At 65.0% G+C, this 18,466-nt stretch carries 15 protein-coding genes; 9 read left to right on the top strand and 6 right to left on the bottom strand.

Going from position 1 to position 18,466, the window contains the following annotated elements; translation table 11 throughout:
* Positions 1 to 56 precede the first annotated feature (56 nt).
* The 4 genes from ACIQTZ_RS09810 to ACIQTZ_RS09795 are packed head-to-tail and all read right to left on the bottom strand — an operon-like array spanning position 57 to position 3,643.
* Positions 57 to 1,232 carry an adenylate/guanylate cyclase domain-containing protein gene (locus tag ACIQTZ_RS09810; protein WP_402979939.1) on the bottom strand — a complete coding sequence of 392 codons (1,176 nt, stop codon included), beginning with the start codon at positions 1,230 to 1,232 and terminating at the stop codon, positions 57 to 59.
* Entirely contained in the window at positions 1,222 to 1,815 is a 594-nt protein-coding gene (locus ACIQTZ_RS09805; protein WP_400331114.1) for a PH domain-containing protein, read from the bottom strand. The genes ACIQTZ_RS09810 and ACIQTZ_RS09805 overlap by 11 nt, the downstream gene beginning before the upstream one ends.
* Positions 1,808 to 2,722 (bottom strand): biotin--[acetyl-CoA-carboxylase] ligase, encoded by a 915-nt coding sequence (locus ACIQTZ_RS09800; RefSeq protein ID WP_400331112.1) that lies wholly within the window; start codon positions 2,720 to 2,722, stop codon positions 1,808 to 1,810. Before ACIQTZ_RS09800 ends, ACIQTZ_RS09805 begins: the two co-directional genes overlap by 8 nt.
* Before the next feature lie 57 nt (positions 2,723 to 2,779).
* A complete protein-coding gene (locus ACIQTZ_RS09795) occupies positions 2,780 to 3,643 on the bottom strand; it encodes an SDR family oxidoreductase (RefSeq protein WP_402979936.1) in 864 nt (287 codons plus the stop codon).
* Positions 3,644 to 3,907: 264 nt separating this feature from the next.
* Between ACIQTZ_RS09795 and ACIQTZ_RS09790 the strand changes: the two genes are divergently transcribed.
* The 5 genes from ACIQTZ_RS09790 to ACIQTZ_RS09770 all read left to right on the top strand — a co-directional run bounded on the left by ACIQTZ_RS09790 (position 3,908) and on the right by ACIQTZ_RS09770 (position 9,759).
* The gene (locus ACIQTZ_RS09790) at positions 3,908 to 5,491 is read left to right on the top strand and encodes an acyl-CoA carboxylase subunit beta (RefSeq protein ID WP_400331106.1); all 1,584 of its coding nucleotides are present in this window, start codon (positions 3,908 to 3,910) and stop codon (positions 5,489 to 5,491) included.
* A gap of 44 nt (positions 5,492 to 5,535) precedes the next feature.
* Positions 5,536 to 5,727: an acyl-CoA carboxylase epsilon subunit gene (locus ACIQTZ_RS09785; protein ID WP_387434159.1), complete on the top strand. Its 192-nt coding sequence runs from the start codon at positions 5,536 to 5,538 to the stop codon at positions 5,725 to 5,727.
* A gap of 50 nt (positions 5,728 to 5,777) precedes the next feature.
* Positions 5,778 to 7,460, top strand: coding sequence for a DUF885 domain-containing protein (locus ACIQTZ_RS09780; RefSeq protein WP_402979934.1), 1,683 nt, complete (start codon positions 5,778 to 5,780; stop codon positions 7,458 to 7,460).
* Positions 7,461 to 7,714: 254 nt separating this feature from the next.
* Positions 7,715 to 9,148, top strand: coding sequence for a dicarboxylate/amino acid:cation symporter (locus ACIQTZ_RS09775; RefSeq protein ID WP_400331101.1), 1,434 nt, complete (start codon positions 7,715 to 7,717; stop codon positions 9,146 to 9,148).
* 92 nt (positions 9,149 to 9,240) lie between these two features.
* Complete coding sequence (locus ACIQTZ_RS09770) at positions 9,241 to 9,759, top strand: YbjQ family protein (protein ID WP_402979931.1); 519 nt, start codon at positions 9,241 to 9,243, stop codon at positions 9,757 to 9,759.
* A 102-nt stretch (positions 9,760 to 9,861) separates the two neighbouring features.
* Here ACIQTZ_RS09770 and ACIQTZ_RS09765 read toward each other — a convergent pair whose 3' ends face one another.
* The gene (locus tag ACIQTZ_RS09765; RefSeq protein WP_402979928.1) at positions 9,862 to 11,310 is read right to left on the bottom strand and encodes a DUF222 domain-containing protein; all 1,449 of its coding nucleotides are present in this window, start codon (positions 11,308 to 11,310) and stop codon (positions 9,862 to 9,864) included.
* A gap of 148 nt (positions 11,311 to 11,458) precedes the next feature.
* On the opposite strand from ACIQTZ_RS09765, the gene ACIQTZ_RS09760 reads away from it, so the two are divergent.
* Positions 11,459 to 12,151 (top strand): TetR/AcrR family transcriptional regulator, encoded by a 693-nt coding sequence (locus tag ACIQTZ_RS09760; RefSeq protein WP_402979925.1) that lies wholly within the window; start codon positions 11,459 to 11,461, stop codon positions 12,149 to 12,151.
* A 1-nt stretch (position 12,152) separates the two neighbouring features.
* Positions 12,153 to 14,678 (top strand): MMPL family transporter, encoded by a 2,526-nt coding sequence (locus ACIQTZ_RS09755; RefSeq protein WP_402979922.1) that lies wholly within the window; start codon positions 12,153 to 12,155, stop codon positions 14,676 to 14,678.
* 319 nt (positions 14,679 to 14,997) lie between these two features.
* Here the strand turns inward: ACIQTZ_RS09755 and ACIQTZ_RS09750 are convergent, their stop codons facing one another.
* The gene (locus ACIQTZ_RS09750; RefSeq protein WP_402979919.1) at positions 14,998 to 15,405 is read right to left on the bottom strand and encodes an HAD family hydrolase; all 408 of its coding nucleotides are present in this window, start codon (positions 15,403 to 15,405) and stop codon (positions 14,998 to 15,000) included.
* A 365-nt stretch (positions 15,406 to 15,770) separates the two neighbouring features.
* Between ACIQTZ_RS09750 and ACIQTZ_RS09745 the strand changes: the two genes are divergently transcribed.
* Both ACIQTZ_RS09745 and ACIQTZ_RS09740 read left to right on the top strand, forming a co-directional pair.
* On the top strand, positions 15,771 to 16,427 hold the full coding sequence (locus tag ACIQTZ_RS09745) for a Maf family protein (protein WP_402979916.1): 657 nt from the start codon (positions 15,771 to 15,773) through the stop codon (positions 16,425 to 16,427).
* Positions 16,428 to 16,547: 120 nt separating this feature from the next.
* On the top strand, positions 16,548 to 18,362 hold the full coding sequence (locus tag ACIQTZ_RS09740; RefSeq protein WP_402979913.1) for an acetyl/propionyl/methylcrotonyl-CoA carboxylase subunit alpha: 1,815 nt from the start codon (positions 16,548 to 16,550) through the stop codon (positions 18,360 to 18,362).
* The last annotated feature ends 104 nt before the right edge of the window (positions 18,363 to 18,466 follow it).

Genomic DNA, 18,466 nt, shown 5'->3' with positions numbered 1-18,466 from the left:
GAAGATGTGATGGGTACAACTGCCCGTTCACGGCCGATCGACAGCCCGGCCGGGGACTAGTCGAGGACCAGGCCCCTGCCTTGGCCGCGGGCCAGCATCACGGGGTGGATTTCACCGAAGCCGCGCACATTTTCCGAAGCCTGCGGGACCAGCACAAAGCGCTCGTCTTGTCCCAAGGCAGCCGCCGTCATGGCATCAACCAGCACCGTTCCCGGCTGGGCCAAGCTGGTCAAACGCGCCGCCAGGTTCACCGTGGGTCCATAGATGTCACCGAGGCGGGACAGGATGCGGCCCCAAACCATGGAAACGCGGGCCTGCGGAAGAATCTCGTCCTCCGTGAACGCATGGGCCAGCGCCAGGGAAATCTCGGCACCGGCAGCAGGCGTTTCAGCGATGTACAGGACTTCGTCGCCCACGGTCTTAACCAAGCGTCCGCCACCCACCGAGATGATTTCGGCGCATTTGTTTTCGAAGCGCTGCACCATTTGCGCCAGCGTCTTCTCGTTCATGCGGCGCGACAAACTGGTGTAGGACACCAGGTCGGCAAAGCCTACGGCGCGGGCCAGGGGCAGCGGAGCATCGTCTTCGTCACCTTCACGGCCTTCCTCGCTGGCCTGGAGGCCCGCTTCGGCGCGGACGGCCAGCCGTTGCACACCGGCGTTGAGTTGACGGCGGTAGGAGTAGACCAGGATCTCCTCCAGGGAATCCACCAAGGCGGGGAGTTGGTTCACCAATTGCTTGCGGGCAACGGCATCCGGGATCCCTTGCTCCTGGACCATGTCCTCCACCAGGGCTTCGACCTGCCACACCACCATGCGGTCCGTCATTTGGCCGATGGACCGGGTCACCGAGATGGCCGCTTCCTCAGTCAGGAGACCTGCGCGGACCAGGTCAAGGATGGTCGTCAACGCGGCCTGGTCCCGTTCCGTGAAGGCCACGTCCTCATCACCCCAGTTGGGGAAACCCAAAGCGCGCCACAGTTTCCGGGCGGACAGCACGGAGACGCCGGCACCGGCAGCAACTTCACGACGGCGGAGCTTGCGTTCGCCGCCCAGCAGGCGGGCCTCCAGCGATTTGATGGCGAGCCGTTCCGCGGACATCACGCCGGTCGGCGGCCCGGTGGGCACAGCCTGGCTGGGTACTGGTTCCGTGTCTTCATCCACTGAAGGTTCGGGTACGGCGTCGAACTCCCGGTCCAGGTCCTCGCCGGACTGCTGATCCTCAACGCTCATCTCTTCCACCTTCTCTCACTTCCCACGGCAATTCCTCAAAATCCGGCAGCACTTCTCCTTCGAGGACTCCGTCCCTCGGCAGATCCTCCAAGGCATCGATGATGAAGCCACGGAATTTCCCCACTTCGGGAACGTCCGCGAGGATCGTCATTCCGGAGTGCCCGGTATCCAAGGATATATTCCCCGAGTGCAAGGTCCGCTGGAGGAGGCTCTGCTGGATGCCTACATTGCGGACGGACATCAACGGAACCTGCCAGTCACCTCGCCGCAGCATCCCGTGCTTGGCAATGATGCGGCGGCTTGTCAGGATGTAGCGCAGGGACCGCCACCGCAGGAAACGCTTGACGCTGTAGGCCAGGATCGCGAAGGCAGCGAGACCCAAGCAAACACCCATCAGCCACGGCGTCCATGCGCTGGTGATGAAGGGTGCCAGGCGCTGCGGATTTCCCTTGGCAATCCACGCAGTCGCATACCCGGCCACGGCGGGAAGAAGGATGAGCACCAGCACCGGAAAGAAAAGGGCGCGCGGCTGCTGCCGCGTGATGGTCAGCACCTGCTCCCCCGGAAGCAGTTCCTTACGCATAACCGCTTTCTGTGGCACGCAGGTGCACCACGTCTCCGGCCGTCACCACGTGCTCACGGCCTCCGTGGTCCACCACCAGCAGGGACCCGTGCTCGTCGAGGCGCGATGCGTGGCCCACCAGCTCATGGTCGCCGGGCAGGTGCGCCCGGACTTCGCGGCCCAGCGTGACCATGGCCGATTCGACCCGCTTGTGCAGCGACGGTCCGCCGGCGAGTCCGGCCGCGGGGTCGCCTTCGGCGTTGCAGAAGCTCCGGTAGAGACGGGCGAAACTCGAAAGGTAACTCTTCAGCAGCGCGGTGCGGTCCGTCGTCGTGGTTCCTTCCAAGGCGAGCGACGTTGCCGTGGGGACGGGCAGTTCGTCCTCGGACAGCGTGACGTTGAGTCCCACGCCGAGGATCACGGCCGGGACCGAGCCGTCGCCCAGAGGGGTCATTTGCGCCAGGATGCCCGCGATTTTCCTTCCGTTGACCAGGACGTCGTTGGGCCACTTGATCTCCGCAGTGACTCCCGCGGTCTGCTGGAGCGCTTCGCGCAAGGCAACGGCGGCAAGCAGGGACAGCCAGGAATAGCTTTGCGTGGGAACGGGCATGCCCTCGGCCGTCACCGGACGGAGCACCATGGACACCGACACCGCCGAGCGCTCGGGCGATTCCCAATGCCGGTCGAGCCGCCCGCGCGCTGCTGTCTGGTGCTCGGCCGTCAGCACGGCCAGGTCTGCCCACTTCTTCGGCTCAACCGTCACGGCGCGCACCAGGTCGGCGTTGGTTGATCCCGTGGATTCCACGATGTTGAGCTGGGAAATGCCACTCGCTGCAAGGAAATCGGGCGACAACAGCGCCTCGCGGTCCAAGGCGGCGCGGAGCTGGGGCTCGTTCGGTTCGCGGCTTTCAGGCTGTTCGGCGTCCATAGCTGAATCCTATCCAGTTACCGGGCGCCGGACCGCTCCCCGGAGGTGTGAATCCGCTTAGAGGAAGATGTCCGGAACCAGCCGGTCTTCCGGTGCCCCGAGGCTGTACGGAGAGAAGTCGCGCACACCAGCCGCACGCAGGACTTCTTCGTCCGTATGGAAGTTGCCGGTCCCGTAGTTGCCCGCCCCGGCCAGGATCGCGTGGGCGGCGTCCGCCATGATTTCCGGCCCCCGGGCGGCCTGCACCATTTGCTGCCCACCGGGCATGTTCCGGATGGCGGCAGTATCGATCAAGGTGCACGGCCAGAGGGAGTTGACCTGCACGCCGTCGTCCTTCAACTCCTCGGCGAGCCCCAGGGTGGTGAGGCTCATCCCGTACTTGGCCATGGTGTACGCCAGGTGCATGCCCGCCCACTTGGGGTCGAGGTTCAGGGGCGGGGACAGCGTCAGGATGTGGCCATGCCCCGATTCACGCAGCGCAGGCAGCGCCATTTTGGACAGCAGGAAGGTTCCTCGGACGTTGATGTCCTGCATGAGGTCGTACCGCTTCATGTCCACGGCATCGGTGCGGGACAGGTCAATCGCTGAGGCGTTGTTGATCACGACGTCGATCCCGCCAAATCGTTCGACGGCGGCAGTCACGGCAGCGGCGACGTCCTCGTCCTTGCGGACGTCCCCCACCAGGGGCAGGGCCTGGCCGCCTGCGGCGACCAGTTGTTCGGCCGCGGTGAAGACGGTCCCTTCAAGCTTGGGGTGCGGTTCGCCGGTCTTGGCCAGAAAGACGATGTTGGCACCATCGCGGGCAGCGCGTGTGGCGATGGCCAGGCCGATGCCGCGGCTTCCGCCGGACATGATGATGGTGCGGCCCTTGAGCGATCCCTGGGCGGTGTAAGGGGACGAAGCAACGTTGCTCTGAGTCATGGGGACACTCTAGCCCAGTTATGTTACTCACGGGTAACTTAGGGTGGTCCGGGTTGGCAGAAGAAGGCACTCCTCCGCATCCGCCACGGCGAGCCCCATCGGGCAAGGGCGCCGAAAATTGTAGGGTTTCTACAGCGGTTCGCGGCAAAGGCGTCACTAGACTGGCCAACAGGGCCTGTTCTTTGTACGGAAGCTACTTAACCAGTTGCTTTCCCGGACATGGACCGCGCCAAGGAATATCAGCTACAGAGCCGGAGACACTTGATGAGCCACGATCTGACAACGACAGCGGGAAAGATCGCCGACTTCCGCGACCGCCAGGCACGTGCCGAGCAGCCTTCCGGCCCGGAAGCGATCGAGAAGCAGCACGCACGCGGCAAGAACACCGCACGCGAACGCATCGACCTCCTGGTTGATCCCGGCTCGTTTGTTGAGTTCGACGCCCTCGCCGTCCACCGCTCCACGGCCTTCGGTATGGAGAAGAAGAAGCCCCTCGGCGACGGCGTGGTCTCCGGCTACGGCACCGTGGACGGCCGCCTCATCGCCATCTACAGCCAGGACTTCAGCGTCTACGGCGGCTCCCTCAGCCAGGTCAACGGCGAGAAGATCGTCAAGGTGCAGGAATTCGCCCTCCGCAACGGCTGCCCTGTAGTGGGCATCAACGACGGCGGCGGCGCCCGCATCCAGGAAGGCGTTGCTTCCCTGGCCATGTTCGCGGACATCTTCCGCAACAACGTCCACGCCTCCGGCGTCGTCCCGCAGATCTCCCTCATCATGGGTCCGTGCGCCGGTGGCGCCGCGTACTCCCCCGCCCTCACCGACTACGTGGTGATGGTGGACAAGACCTCCCACATGTTCATCACCGGCCCGGACGTGATCAAGACCGTCACCGGCGAAGACGTGGACATGGAAACCCTGGGTGGCGCACGCCAGCACAACGCCACCACGGGTACGTCCACATACCTCGCGTCCGACGAAGCCGACGCCATCGAGTTTGTCCGCGAACTCCTGGACTTCCTGCCCTCGAACAACCTGTCCGAGGCCCCGGTTGTGGAACACGACCAGGAACTGGACATCGACGAGGACGATCTCGCCTTGGACGGCCTGATCCCCGATTCCGCCAACCAGCCGTACGACATGCGCAAGGTCATCGAGCAGATCGTCGATGACGCACACTTCCTGGAAATGCAGGCCCTTTACGCCCCCAACGTGATCATCGGCTACGGCCGCGTTGAAGGGCACACGGTAGGCATCGTGGCCAACCAGCCCATGCAATTTGCCGGCACGCTGGACATCTCGGCGTCCGAGAAGGCAGCCCGCTTTGTCCGGCACTGTGACGCCTTCAACATCCCCATCATCACCCTGGTGGACGTTCCGGGCTTCCTGCCGGGCAAGGACCAGGAATTCCAGGGCATCATCCGCCGCGGCGCCAAGCTCCTTTACGCCTACGCTGAGGCCACTGTCCCCAAGCTCACGGTCATCACCCGGAAGGCCTACGGCGGCGCGTACATCGTGATGGGCTCCAAGAAGCTCGGCGCGGACCTCAACCTCGCCTGGCCCACCGCCCAGATCGGCGTCATGGGAGCCCAGGGCGCCGTGAACATCCTCTACCGCCGCGACCTCGCCGCGGTTGCCGAGGCCGGCGGCGACGTGGAAGCCCGCCGCGCGGAGATCATCCAGGGTTACGAGGAAGAACTGCTCAACCCCTACCAGGCCGCCGAGCTTGGCTACGTTGACGCCGTGATCGCACCGTCCGATACCCGCGTGCAGATCATCCGGGGCCTGCGCGCCCTGCGGGACAAGCGCGCCAGCCTGCCCACCAAGAAGCACGGGAACATTCCCCTGTGAGCGCGGCCCAGAACCCGGTACCGGCCAACGAGCCGGTGCTCCCCATGTTCTCCGTGGTCAAGGGAGATCCCACGCCCGAAGAACTTGCGGCCCTTGCCGCCGTCGTCGCTTCCGTTGGAGTACCCCAGACACCGGAACCGGCCGCCAAGCCGAACGTCCGCCACTGGGTGCGCCGCCAACAGTTGCGCCTGGACCCCACCCCGGGGCCCGGCGCGTGGCGGCGCAGTCGCGGCTGAAGCCTTCAATAACCCTTTCACATGGCGGAGGTGGCGGTTAGGCTCTTCGGGTGACTACTGCAAACACGCCCGTACGAGCCAAGTCCGCCATCGATGCCGTAGCTGACGCGTACACAGAAAAGCTGATCGAACTCAATCCCAGCTTCGCCACCACCTTGGGGCTTCCTGGCCACGAGACCGAATACCAGGACTACTCTCCCGCCGGCGCGGAAGCCCACGCGGACGCCGCAAGGTTGGCCTTGGATGCCCTGGCCGGCCTTGAACCGGGCGATGACGTGGACGCCGTCACGCTCGACGCCATGCGCGAACGCCTCGGCCTGGAACTGGAAATCCACGAGTCGGGGTGGGACGCCGCAGACCTGAACAACATCGCGTCGCCCTCCCAGGACATCCGCGCCATCTTCGACCTCATGCCCACGGATACGGTGGAGCAGTGGGGACACATCGCAGGCCGGGCAGCCAACGTTCCTGGCGCAGTTGATGGCTACATCTCGTCCTTGCGCGCCGGCGCAGCCTCGGGGAAGGTCTCCGCGGCACGCCAGGTCCGCATCGTCATCGAACAGACCGGCCGGTACGCCGCCGAAGACGGCTTCTTCGCGAAGCTCGCCGCCGATGCCTCCGCTGGTGGTTCGCCGCTTCCGGCAGACGTCCAGGCAAAGCTCGACGCCGGCACTGCCGCAGCGCGTGAAGCGTACAGTGCGTTGGGGGCCTACCTGCGGGACGAACTCCTCCCCCTCGCCCCCGAAAAGGAAGCTGTGGGCCGGGAACGGTACGCCCTGGCCTCACGGTCCTTCCTTGGTGCGACGGTTGATCTCGAGGAAACCTACGCCTGGGGCGTCCAGGAGCTTGAGCGCCTGATCGCCGAGCAGGAAAAGGTGGCCAACCAGATCAAGCCCGGCGCGTCGATCGAGGAAGCCAAGAGCATCCTCAACAACGATCCCGCGCGGCAGATCAAGGGTACCGACGCCCTGAAAGCCTGGATGCAGGAGCTCTCCGACCGGGCCGTGTCCGAGCTCGCCGACGTCCACTTCGAGATCCCGGACGTCATGAGGACGCTCGAATGCATGATCGCGCCGACGGATGAGGGCGGCATCTACTACACCGGGCCCTCCGACGATTTCTCCCGGCCGGGCCGCATGTGGTGGTCCGTTCCTGCCGGTGAGGACACCTTCACCACCTGGTCCGAGACCACCACGGTGTTCCACGAGGGCGTTCCCGGCCACCACCTTCAGGTGGCCACGGCAACCTACCGGCGGGAATTGCTCAACAACTGGCGCCGCAACGTCTGCTGGGTCTCAGGGCACGGTGAAGGCTGGGCGCTCTACGCAGAACAGCTCATGCTGGAACTCGGCTACCTCAAGGATCCCGGCGACCACATGGGAATGCTCGACGGGCAGCGCATGCGTGCGGCCCGCGTGGTCTTCGACATTGGCGTGCACCTGGAGCTCCCCGTCCCCGAACGCTGGGGCACGGGCACCTGGACCCCGGAGAAGGGCTTCGACTTCCTCAAGGCCAACCTGGACATCAGCGAGGGCCAACTGCAGTTCGAATTCACCCGTTACCTCGGCTGGCCCGGACAGGCGCCGTCCTACAAGGTGGGCCAGCGGTTGTGGGAACAGATCCGGGCCGAGCTCGAAACCCGCGACGGCTTCGACCTCAAGTCCTTCCACAGCAAAGCACTCAACATTGGTTCGGTAGGCCTGGACGTGCTGCGAAGGGCGTTGCTGGGCTAGCGCTCTTTCGGCCGGGGAGCATCAGGCGCCGGGTACGCACCCGTTCCCGCCGAGCGCACCACTCAGGCGCCGGGTTCGCACCCGCTCCCGCCGAGCGCACCAGTGGTTACGGGTGCGCTCGGCGGCAATGGGTGCGCTGATATTTCCGACTGCCGGAGAGCAACGTCACAAACGAACACGGAATAACTTTTACGCACGTAACATTTCTAAACGTCCGTTCGCTATGTTATTCGCGAAGCACCTACCGTGTTCCGGTGAGCACCTCAAACACCATCACTCCCGCGACCGGCAAGACCGGTTCCCGGCTCCCCAAGTGGGCCAGTTCCTTCGGCGTCCAGATCATCGCCGCCCTCATCGTCGGGTTGGTTCTTGGCCTGGTTGCCAAGTACACCGGCAGCACGAAAACCGCCCCCAACGGTCTCGGCGCTACCCTCGCGACGATCGGCTCCAGCTACGTCTCGTTGCTGCAGACCGCCGTCGTTCCCCTGATCTTCACCGCCGTAGTGAGTTCCATCGCGAACCTGCGCCAAGTGTCCAACGCTGCGCGCCTCGCCTGGAACACGCTGCTTTGGTTCGCCATCACCTCGCTCGTCTCGGTGCTGATCGGTATCGGCCTGGGCGTCCTCCTGCAGCCCGGTGCGGCCACCGGGATCACGCAGAAGGCGGAATACGCAGGCAAGACCGGCGACTGGTGGGCCTTCCTGATCGGGCTGTTCCCCAAGAACTTCCTTGGCCTGGGCGCGAACTCCACGGTCACCGAAGCTGCCAACACAGCCACCACGGTGAGCACCTCTGTGAACTTCAACGTCCTCCAGATCCTGGTGGTGGCGATCGCCGTTGGCGTTGCCGCCCTCAAGGTGGGCAAGCAGGCCGAAGCGTTCCTGACGTTCAACGCCTCCGCCCTGGCCGTGATCCAGAAGGTTCTGTGGTGGATCATCCGCGTGGCTCCGCTCGGCACCATCGGCCTGATCGGCAATGCCGTGGCCATCTATGGCTGGGACACCATTGGCTCCCTCGGCAAGTTCACCGTGGCCATCTACATCGGGCTGGCCTTGGTGCTCTTCGTGCTGTACCCGATCCTGGTCCGCACGCACGGACTCTCCATCAAGCAGTACTTCTCCGGCGTCTGGCCCGCCGTGCAGCTCGCCTTCGTTTCCCGCTCCTCCATCGGCACGCTGCCGCTCACGCAGCGCGTCACTGAGCGCAACCTCGGCGTTCCCTCCGGTTACGCATCCTTCGCCGTGCCGCTGGGCGCCACCACCAAGATGGACGGCTGCGCGGCGATCTACCCTGCCGTCGCTGCGATCTTCGTGGCCCAGTTCTTCGGCATCAACCTGGACTTCAGCCAGTACCTGCTGATCGTGCTGGTTTCGGTCCTCGGTTCGGCAGCAACGGCAGGCACCACCGGCGCCGTCGTCATGCTGACGCTGACGCTCTCCACACTGGGACTGCCGCTGGCCGGCGTCGGCCTTCTCTTGGCGATCGACCCCATCCTGGACATGGGCCGCACCGCCGTCAACGTGGCCGGACAGGCCCTGGTCCCCGCGATCGTGGCCAAGCGCCAGGGCATCCTGGACGAGTCGCTGTACAACGCACCGCGCAACGGTGCCGCCTTCTCCGACGAGTACGCAGCCGAGACCGCTGCCGCTGCGGCTGACGAACGCGAACTGGCGGACGCCAAGGGCTAGGAACCTCGTTCCGGTAGCCTTGCGCAATCCCTTGGGGACTTCTCCCAAGGGATTGCGCCATTTAAGGCCGGACACTGAGTAGGCTCAGGTTCATGCTGATCGTTACTTCCAATGAGATTCCCGGCCACCGCATTGACGCCGTCTTCGGCGAAGTCATGGGCCTTACCGTCCGTTCACGCGACATCGGATCGCAAATGCTCGCCGGTTTCCGTTCCCTGGGCGGAGGCGAGCTCCCCGAAATGACCAGGGCCCTGTATGAAAGCCGCCAGGAAGTCATGGCGCGCATGGTCAACGAGGCACAGCAGCGTGGCGCCAACGCGATTGTGGCTATGCGCTTCGACACCTCGGAAATGGGCACCAACTGGACGGAAGTCTGCGCCTACGGAACGGCCGTCTATGTCCTCCCCCTCGGTGAAGGTGAGCCCGGCGCTACCGGCCAGTCGATTTACCTGACCAAGCAGCCCCAGCCGGGCACGGGGCAGTCCGCCCCCTCCCAGCCGGCGCCCCCGACGCAACCGGGCGCGCAGCAGCCGGGTCAGCAGTTCCCCGGCCAGTCGCAGCCGGGCGCGCAGCAGCCGGGTCAGCAGTTCCCGGGTCAGTCGCAGTACTAGCCCCACCTCGGCAAACCAGGTCCCGTCCATGCTCGTGGCACCTCTCATTCGCGGCGCTTTGGCGAGCAGGGACGGGGCTTGCGTAAGCCTGATGCCCTCGCGCTACGGCCCACCCGGCAGACGGGCAGCCGGGTTCAATGCAGGACCATGCCCCGGCAGCGGCGGAGCCTTCGATCTGTAGGTGTGCCCCGTTGGCGTGGTCACTTCCAGGGTGTGCGGTCCCGGGTGGTGCGCGCCCTGCCCACTGGTCGGTGGCTTCGCTGTCCAACCGGGGTTTTCCTTAGTATGGTTGCACTGCTCGCAGAGCCCTGCGCCGTTGCGCAGGGTGGTTGGGCCTCCGGCATGCCACGGAACGATGTGGTCGATATGCCGAATGGGCGCGTCGCAGTAAGGCGTTCGACACAGAGCGTCCCTCGCCTCGATGAACCTCCTCATGCCGCCAGGAAAGAGCCTTGCCCTGGAATCCATGGCCACGAGTTCCCCATTGACCGGGGCGGTGAAGAGGCGGCGTAGATACACCTCGAACGGCGCACCGGCGTCCACCAGCGCCTGCTCAGCCCTGCCCACGAGTTCCCTGGCCCAACCCCCCGGGACTATCCCGTACCCTTCAAGCCTTGCGGGCTCGCTGTCTCCTTGGAACAGCGTGCGGTCAGTCATGACCACCTGCACTTCCACCTTGGAAATGCCGCCCGGCCTACCCGTGAGTCTCTCGACGAGGGTGTCCGCCATGACTTGGCCGCGGGAACGTTCATCGCCTGCCGAACGAGCCGAATCTGCAGCCTCCTTCAGGGCTTTGTAAGCCGCTACCCCTTGGGCGACAGGAAGCAGCGCAGTCAAAATTGCCATGGCGTCCGGCGCCGGCCGAAGGCCCACATGCCGCTCCGAGGCCGCCCGCGCCGCTCGTTGCGTCACTGAACGCGGATCCCGCCGATAAGCCGCAGCCTTGGCCGCGGCGATGATCGAACGATCTCCGACGCCTTCAAAAGTTCCAGTATCCGCTGCGAGTTCTTCGTCCACAGCGCAGCGATCCTCGGCTGACAAGCATGCAGTTTCCTTGACCAAGAGCGTTGCGCGCCATTCGTTGAGCTGGCCGGCATCCAAAGCGGCCATCGTGTGGGGCATCTCGGTCACCAGCGCTTTCGCGAGCCCCAGCAGCCGTGATCCACGGTTCGGCGATTCACGCCGCGCCAACGCAATCTGGGCAGCAACCCCCTTGCCGCGTTCTGATGCCGGAACGCCTTGCTCAGCTTGGACCTGGCGCTGTGCGTGATCGAACACTACGGCGATCTTGGCTTGGAGGCCGGAAATCGCGGACTTCATGTCCTCCAGGATGCGCAGTTGGTCAATCAACTGAGTGGCAACGGTCGCAGGATCAGCGCCGTTCCGGACGGCAGCGGACGGACCTGCAGCGCTCCGGACGGACGCTGACGGGAGCGCGGCCAGGGTCACAGCGTCTCGATTGAGGGCCTCCCGGAAGGTCTCCTGCCCACTACCCGAGGCAAGCGACCGCACGTCCCCCATCTCCGCTAGCAGCACCTCTTTTCCGTCCATGCCTCAACTCTTCCAGAGGGGTCTGACATTATTCGCGTCCTGCTTCGAGACGTCTCCGGGACCCGTCGCGGGCGCCCGACCAAGCGCCAATATGCGCAAAACCTGAATCAAATTGCGCAGAGTGCAAAGTTGCACTTAGTGTAAGTATGTGACCCCAACCAACCCGTCGGCCACCACGGAGCCAAGTGCTCCCTCGCGCCGCGAACTCAACAAGGCCGCTACCCGTGCCTCCATTGCGGCAGCCGCCCTCGACCTGTTGCGAAGCAACGGTCCTGGAAACTTCACCGTCGAGGACATCGCCGCGAGCGCCGGCGTTTCCCGTCGGACTTTTTTCAACTACTTCCCAAGCCTCGAGGCAGCCCTGTCTTCGGTTGCCGACGGCTTCATGGACCGGGCCTTGGAGCAGTTCAGGCTGCGGCCCAGCGACGAAACCATCCTCGAATCAGCCCAGGCAGCCCTCATGGCCCTGGCCGATCCCATGTCCGTCGCCCCCATGGCGGAACTGTTCAGCCTGACCCAGGACAACCGCTCGCTGGCCCGTTCCGAACTCGAGGCGTGGGAGCACTGCACCGGACAAATCATCGATGCTGCCCGCTCCAGGTTGGGTCCGGATGTCAGCGAGCTGTACCTCTATGCCTTGGCCGGAGCCGTCATTTCCTGCGGCAAAGCCGCCATGACCGTCTGGTTCGCCGAATGCGGACCGGACCTGTCCCCCACATCCCTGGCGATCCTCCGCCAGCACCTCATCGATGCGATGTGGCTCCTCGGAGCCGGCTTCGCGCCGTCGTCGTTAGCGTCACTTCAAACAGCATCCGTTCCAACCTCCACAGATCGGTCCTGACATGGCATCGCTCCTTTACCGTCTAGGCAAGTTTTCGTATCGCCGCCGCTGGCTGGTCATCTCCCTGTGGCTGGCCGTCCTGGTGGCCGTGGGAGGATCGGCCGCTGCTTTCCACGGCACCATGTCCAACAACTTCACCATCCCGGGCACCGAGACCCAGCGGATGGCCGACAAACTGAAGGAAGCGCTTCCGGCGTCGTCCGGCGGTTCAGCCAGCGTGGTCTTCGACGCCGGTGACTCCGGCTTCGACCAGGCCAAGAAAGACGCCGTCGCGGCTGCCTTGGACAAGCTCAAGGCCCTGCCCGATGTCCAGGGGACGGTGAACCCCTTCACCACCCAGGAGCAGCTGGACTCCGCCGCCAGCCGGATCGCTGACGGCGAAGCGAAGGCAGCTGCCGGGCAGGCCCAACTGGACGCCTCCCGGGCCCAGATCACAGCCGGGGAAGCTCAGCTTGCGGCCGCCGAGCAGCAACTCGCCGCCTCGGGCCTTTCACCCGAGCAGATCGAGGCCCAGCTTGGTGCCCGGCGCGCCGAACTGGCCGCAGGCAAGGAAAAGCTCGACGCCGGGACCAAGGAAGCTGCCGACGGGGCCGAAACGCTGGCGCTGGGCAAGCGGGAGGCCGCTGCGTCCGCGGGCCTCCGGTTCGTCTCCAGTGACAACAAGGCAGCGATCGCGCAGGTCCAGTTCAAGACCTCCATCAACGCAGTGGATCCCGCCGTCCGCAAGGAAGTCCAGGACATCGTCCATGGTGTCTCGTCCGCAGGCGTCACGGCCTACGCCAGCAAGGAGATCACCGAGGACGTCTCGCAGATCTTCGGCATCGCGGAAATCGTCGGCGTCGCCGTGGCGGCCGCAGTCCTGATCATCATGCTCGGTACGCTCATCGCCGCGGGCCTCCCCCTGATCATGGCGTTGATCGGCGTCGCAGTAGGCGTCGGGGGCACGTTTGCGCTGACCGGTGTGATCGACATGAGTTCCATCTCGCCGATGCTTGCCCTCATGCTGGGCCTCGCAGTGGGCATCGATTACTCCCTCTTCATCGTCAACCGGCACCGCAGCCAACTCCTCGCCGGCATGGATGGCGAGGAATCCGCGGCCCTCGCTACAGGCACCTCGGGCAACGCCGTGCTGTTCGCCGGGCTCACCGTCATCATCGCGCTGGCTGCACTGGTGGTTCCCGGGCTGCCCTTCCTGGCGGTCATGGGTGTTGCCGCCGCAGCGACAGTTGCTGTCGCCGTCGTCGTCGCTTTAACCTTGACACCCGCCATCCTTTCGCTCATTGGCCGTCGCCTGATTTCCAAGCGAGCCTGGGCCAAAGCCGCGCGACACAACGCCGAACCCGGCCACGAGGCGGCCGATCGCGCCCTCGAAGAGAAGCGCAGCACCCGCGGCTGGGGCGGCCTCGTGACCCGCCATCCATGGGTGTCGCTCGTGGCAAGCATCGTGCTGCTCGGCGCGCTTGCGCTGCCGGCCTCCCAGTTGCGTTTGGCACTGCCCGACGGCGGCTCGGAACCGGTGGATTCGCAGGCCTTCAAGGCCTATGACCTCACGCGCAACAGCTTTGGCGAAGGCATGACCGGACCCATCATCGTGGTGGCCGAATTCCCTGAAGGGCTCAGCGAAAACGACGCCAAGGGCAAGCAGTACGACGTCGCCGACAAGCTGCGCAGCGTCGAAAACGTCACCGCCGCGGTTCCTGTGGCCTTGAGCGACGACCGCCGCACGTCCCTGTTCCAGGTCATTCCGAAGGAAGGCCCGGCCAGTGCCAGCACAGTAAACGTGGTGTCCGAACTCCGCGACAAGGGCACGGAAATCCGCGATCAAACCGGTGTGACCATCGGCTTGACCGGGCAAACCGCGGGCAACATCGATGTCTCGGCCAAACTCGGCGCCGCCCTGCCGCCTTACCTGGCGATCGTCGTCGGGCTGTCCTTGATCCTGCTGCTCCTGGTGTTCCGCTCGATCGTTGTTCCGCTGCTGGCGACAGGCGGGTTCCTGCTCTCGCTCGCCGCCGCCTTCGGCGCCGTGGTGGCCGTGTACCAGTGGGGCTGGCTGGGAAGCGTGTTCGACGTCGCCAACCCTGGTGCTGTCCTGAGCTTCCTGCCTATCATCCTGATCGGCGTATTGTTCGGGCTCGCGATGGACTACCAGGTGTTCATTACCTCGGGGATGCGTGAGTCCTTCATGCACGGCGAATCCGCCAAGCACGCAGTCCGCACCGGCTTCAGCCACGCGGCCGCCGTTGTGACCGCAGCCGCGATCATCATGGTCAGCGTGTTCTCCGGCTTCATCTTCAGCCACCTGACCATGGTCCGGCCGCTCGGTTTCGCGATGGCGTTCGGCGTACTGATCGATGCGTTCGTTGTCCGCATGACGATCGTGCCGGCCATCATGTACCTTCTCGGCGAGAAGGCCTGGTGGCTGCCCAAGTGGCTCCAGCGGATCCTGCCGGACGTGGATGTGGAAGGCGCCAAGTTACAGCGCTCCGACCGCAGCTCGGCAAGTTCCGGCGAACTCGTCCACTGACCCTCTCTCACCAAACCGTCCCTTCCGACGAACGCTCTCTCACCGGTTGCCCCACGGGCGCCGGCAAGGGGGCGTTCGTCGTCTCCATTTACCCTCCCCGCGGACGCTCTCTCACCAAACTGCCCCTCCCCGCGGACCCTCTCTCACCAAACCGCCCCTCCCCACCGGACGCTCTCTCACCAAACCGCCCCTCCCCGCGGACCCTCTCTCACCAAACCGCCCCTCCCCGCGGACCCTCTCTCACCAAACCGCCCCTCCCCGCGGACCCTCTTTCACCGCGACGCTCGGCGCATGACCTCAGCAATAACGTCAGCTGCGGTTAAGCCGGTAAGCGTCGGGATGGCGTCATCACGGGACCAGAGAGTGCCACGCGAAACCCAACCCGTCCGCAACCTGCGTTTCTGCCACCCAAGATGTCCGCTATGGGGTGATCCCCGACCATCCAGCCGTCGTCAAGGTCGGTATCCAGGCGTTGGGCGGCTATCTGGAATATCTCCCGCTCTGGCTTGCTGACACCGACCTCCTCAGAAATGACGATTGCATCGGCGTATTCTTCCAGCCCCAGAAGATCGATTTTCCGGCTTTGCTGTGCAGTGGCTCCGTTCGTTACGATGCCGACCCGCCAACTTGCCTCCCGGGCAGCCTCGAGCGCTTGTAGGTTTTGGGCGTCCATGGTCATGAGGTCCACATGCTCAAAAAGCAGAACCTGCGAGATCCTCGATGTCATGGTTGAGGCCAAACTTGATCTTCATTTGCCCCGCGAGGGAAAGCCTCGACTCGTATCCATCGCCAATGAGTCAATCCGCGTCGCGGCGTGGACGTCCGAGGCGTTGGACAAACTCTTTGGCCCACTGATCGAACGCCCACGCCCTGTCGACCAAGGTGTTGTCCAAATCTACGAGAAGCAGCATTCGCCCAGCCGAGGCTGCCGAGGTGAGAGAGCGACCACCGAAAAGAGCAAATCGGTGAGAGAGCGACCACCGAAAAGAGCAAATCGGTGAGAGAGCGACCACCGAAAAGAGCAAATCGGTGAGAGAGCGATCACCGAAAAGGGCGATTTGGTGAGAGAGGGTCCGTATTAGGCTGGGAGGCGTGACTCGATTGATCCTCGCCTCCCAGTCCCCTGCCCGTACCAAGCTCCTCACGGAGGCGGGCATCCGGCACGACGTCCTGGTCTCGGACGTCGACGAGGATGCGGTGCAGGCCAAGTACGGAGTGACGGACCCGCACGACACGGCGCTCCTGCTGGCCCGCGCCAAGGCCGAGGCGGTCGCGTCGCTTCCCGAGGCCGAGGGTGCGCTGGTGATCGGCTGCGATTCCGTATTCGAGTTCGACGGCGAGTCGCACGGCAAGCCGTACACGGCCGAGGTCGCGAAGGAACGGATGCTCCGCATGAGCGGCTCGAAGGGCGTGCTGCACACGGGCCACTGGTTGGTGGACTGCCGCGACACGGAAGCAGACGTGGACGACGACGAGACCGCCGAAGGCACGGGCGCCACCTTGGGTGCCGTCTCCAGTGCGGAAGTGCACTTTGCGGAGATGTCCGAAAACGACATCGACGCCTACATAGCCACCGGCGAACCCCTTCACTGCGCGGGCTCATTCACCATCGACGGCTTGGGCGGGGCCTTCATCCGCAAGGTGGACGGGGACCCGCACGCCGTCGTCGGGCTTTCCATCTCAACGCTCCGCGATCTGCTGGTCCACGCGAACGTCAGCGTCACAGACCTGTGGGCTCACCAGGCCTAAGGGACCACTTTGTAGCAACCCTACAAAGGAACAGCGCTTCACACACGGAATCCCCCATCAATATGGGCGGAACCCTCACAATCGCGCTAGGCTCCCTGAAGGACAGAAGGAGTCAACAACTTGTCAGCTAACCCGGCGCAGCCCATTTCCAGCCCTCTTACCAAGGTCTTGATTGCCAACCGCGGCGAGATCGCGGTCCGCATCATCCGAGCAGCCCGGGACGAAGGCATTGCCTCCGTAGCCGTCTACGCAGACCCGGACCGCGACGCCCTGCACGTCCGCCTCGCCGACGAGGCCTACGCACTGGGTGGCAACACGGCCGCGGAGTCGTACCTGGTGATGGACAAGATCATCGACGTCGCCAAGCAGTCCGGCGCTGACGGCATCCACCCCGGCTACGGCTTCCTGGCCGAGAACGCCGAGTTCGCCGCCAAGGTGATCGAGGCCGGCATCAACTGGATCGGCCCCTCCCCCGCGGCGATTTCCGCTCTGGGCGACAAGGTCCAGGCCCGCCACATCGCCGAGAAGGTTGGCGCCCCGCTGGTTCCCGGCACGGCCGACCCCGTCCAGGACGCGGACGAGATCCTGAAGTTCGCCGAGGAATTCGGCCTCCCGGTTGCCATCAAGGCCGCCTTCGGCGGCGGTGGCCGTGGCATCAAGGTTGCCCGCACCATGGAAGAGATCCCGGAACTCTACGAATCCGCCGTCCGTGAGGCCGTTGCGGCCTTCGGACGCGGCGAGTGCTTCATCGAGCGCTTCCTGGACTCCCCGCGCCACGTTGAAACCCAGTGCCTGGCCGACGCCCACGGCAACGTGGTTGTGGTCTCCACTCGCGACTGCTCCCTGCAGCGCCGCAACCAGAAGCTCGTGGAAGAGGCTCCGGCCCCGTACCTGAGCGATGAGCAGATCAAGCGTCTGTACGAGTCCTCCAAAGCCATCCTCAAGGAAGCCAACTACCTGGGCGCCGGAACCTGCGAATTCCTGGTGGGCCAGGACGGAACCATTTCCTTCCTTGAGGTCAACACCCGCCTCCAGGTGGAGCACTGCGTGTCCGAGGAAGTCACCGGAATCGACCTTGTCCGCGAGCAGTTCCGCATTGCCCGCGGCGAGGCCCTCGGCTACGACGACCCCGAAGTCCGCGGCCACTCCTTCGAGTTCCGCATCACCGGCGAGGACCCGGGCCGGAACTTCATGCCGGCTCCGGGCACCATCAGCACGCTGAAGAACCCCACGGGCCCGGGCATCCGGGTTGATTCCGGCGTTGAGCAGGGCGACATCATCAGCGGCAACTTCGACTCGATGCTGTCCAAGCTCATCGTTACCGGTTCCAGCCGCGAGCAGGCCCTCCAGCGCTCCCGTCGGGCCCTCGAGGAGATGGTGGTGGAAGGCATTCCCACCGTCATTCCCTTCGACCTCGCCGTGGTCACCGACCCCGACTTCGCACCGGCAGAGGGCCCGTTCAAGGTCCACACCCGCTGGATCGAGACCGAGTTCGTCAACAACATTCCCGCTTGGGCACCCACGGGCGCCGGAGCAGACGCCTCCGACGCCGGTGAACGCCAGCGCGTCGTCGTCGAGGTTGGCGGCAAGCGCCTTGAGGTGGTCCTGCCGTCCGGCCTGGGTGCCGGTGTTGCCGCTGCGTCCAACAGTGCAGGCGCCAAGTCAGGCAAGTCGAAGAAGCGCTCCCGCTCCGCCGGTGCTACCGCAGCCGCTGCCGGAGGCAACGCACTGACCTCGCCGATGCAGGGCACCATCGTCAAAATCGCAGCAGCCGACGGCGACGTTGTTGCCGAAGGCGACCTGATCGTGGTGCTCGAAGCCATGAAGATGGAGCAACCCCTCACGGCCCACAAGTCCGGTACGGTCCGCGGCCTGACGGCCTCCGCAGGCGAGACCGTCGCCGCCGGCGCTGTCATCGCGACTATCGAGGACTAACGGCAAGTACCCCATAACGACGTGGGGGCCCCCCCCGGGGGGGGGGGGGGGGCCGGGGGCGGCGGCGGGGGGGGGGGGGGGGGGTTTTGGTTGTGCGGGGGGGT

Source organism: Paenarthrobacter sp. NPDC090520, from assembly GCF_044769205.1.
In the GTDB taxonomy this organism is placed as follows: domain Bacteria; phylum Actinomycetota; class Actinomycetes; order Actinomycetales; family Micrococcaceae; genus Arthrobacter.
This window is presented reverse-complemented; position numbering and strand designations above follow the sequence as displayed.

Excerpts from the sequence above, each read along its gene's own strand:
- ACIQTZ_RS09790 (WP_400331106.1), top strand. The coding sequence starts at position 3,908 with ATGAGCCACGATCTGACAACGACAGCGGGAAAGATCGCCGACTTCCGC.
- ACIQTZ_RS09755 (WP_402979922.1), top strand. The coding sequence starts at position 12,153 with ATGGCATCGCTCCTTTACCGTCTAGGCAAGTTTTCGTATCGCCGCCGC.
- ACIQTZ_RS09800 (WP_400331112.1), bottom strand. The coding sequence starts at position 2,722 with ATGGACGCCGAACAGCCTGAAAGCCGCGAACCGAACGAGCCCCAGCTC.
- ACIQTZ_RS09770 (WP_402979931.1), top strand. The coding sequence starts at position 9,241 with ATGCTGATCGTTACTTCCAATGAGATTCCCGGCCACCGCATTGACGCC.
- ACIQTZ_RS09785 (WP_387434159.1), top strand. The coding sequence starts at position 5,536 with ATGTTCTCCGTGGTCAAGGGAGATCCCACGCCCGAAGAACTTGCGGCC.
- ACIQTZ_RS09810 (WP_402979939.1), bottom strand. The coding sequence starts at position 1,232 with ATGAGCGTTGAGGATCAGCAGTCCGGCGAGGACCTGGACCGGGAGTTC.
- ACIQTZ_RS09765 (WP_402979928.1), bottom strand. The coding sequence starts at position 11,310 with ATGGACGGAAAAGAGGTGCTGCTAGCGGAGATGGGGGACGTGCGGTCG.
- ACIQTZ_RS09750 (WP_402979919.1), bottom strand. The coding sequence starts at position 15,405 with ATGACATCGAGGATCTCGCAGGTTCTGCTTTTTGAGCATGTGGACCTC.
- ACIQTZ_RS09805 (WP_400331114.1), bottom strand. The coding sequence starts at position 1,815 with ATGCGTAAGGAACTGCTTCCGGGGGAGCAGGTGCTGACCATCACGCGG.
- ACIQTZ_RS09795 (WP_402979936.1), bottom strand. The coding sequence starts at position 3,643 with ATGACTCAGAGCAACGTTGCTTCGTCCCCTTACACCGCCCAGGGATCG.